Origin of the sequence: Mycobacterium sp. E3298, from assembly GCF_001666895.1 — a bacterium.
GTDB lineage: Bacteria > Actinomycetota > Actinomycetes > Mycobacteriales > Mycobacteriaceae > Mycobacterium.
In genome coordinates this window covers 1-699 of record NZ_LZJB01000318.1, presented here as the reverse complement: position 1 = coordinate 699, position 699 = coordinate 1, and the positions used below count along the sequence as shown (strand labels likewise).

Below are 699 nucleotides of genomic sequence, written 5' to 3'. Positions count from 1 at the left end.
CGGCGCGTCGCGGGCGTTCGAAATCATGCTGACCGGCCGCGACGTCACCGCCGAGGAGGCCGAGCGCATCGGCCTGGTGTCGTGCCAGGTGCCCGACGAGCAGCTGCTGGACACCTGTTACGCCATCGCCGCGCGCATCGCGGCGTTCTCGCGGCCGGGAATCGAGTTGACCAAGCGCACACTGTGGAGTGGACTGGACGCCGGTAGCCTGGAGGGGCACATGCAAGCCGAAGGCTTGGGTCAACTGTTCGTTCGTCTGCTCACCGCCAACTTCGAAGAAGCGGTTGCCGCGCGCGCGGAGAAGAGGCCGCCGGTGTTCACCGACGACAAATAGCGGCGGAGCAAAAAGGGAGAAGATGTGATCACGGCCACGGACCTCGAGGTCCGCGCTGGTGCGCGCATTCTGCTCTCGCCCGACGGACCGGACCTGCGCGTGCAGCCGGGCGACCGCATCGGGCTGGTCGGCCGCAACGGCGCCGGCAAGACCACCACCCTGCGCATTCTGGCCGGGGAGACCGAGCCGTACGCCGGATCCGTCGCCCGCGCCGGCGAAATCGGTTATCTGCCACAGGATCCCAAAGAAGGCGATCTCGACGTGCTGGCCCGCGACCGCGTCCTGTCGGCGCGCGGCGTCGTCGACGACCTCGGCCATCAGCGCCTGCTGCTTTTCCAGGTCGGTCAGCAGGACGTCGAGGCCGC

The 699-nt window shown here is 68.5% G+C and carries 2 protein-coding genes; both read left to right on the top strand.

Annotated features, from left to right (window positions below):
- On the top strand, positions 1-334 hold a 334-nt coding region (locus A9X05_RS14835), incomplete at its 5' end, for an enoyl-CoA hydratase-related protein (protein WP_231978385.1).
- Between the two features lie 24 nt (positions 335-358).
- Positions 359-699: ATP-binding cassette domain-containing protein (locus A9X05_RS14830; RefSeq protein ID WP_156736729.1), on the top strand; the 341-nt coding region annotated here is incomplete at its 3' end.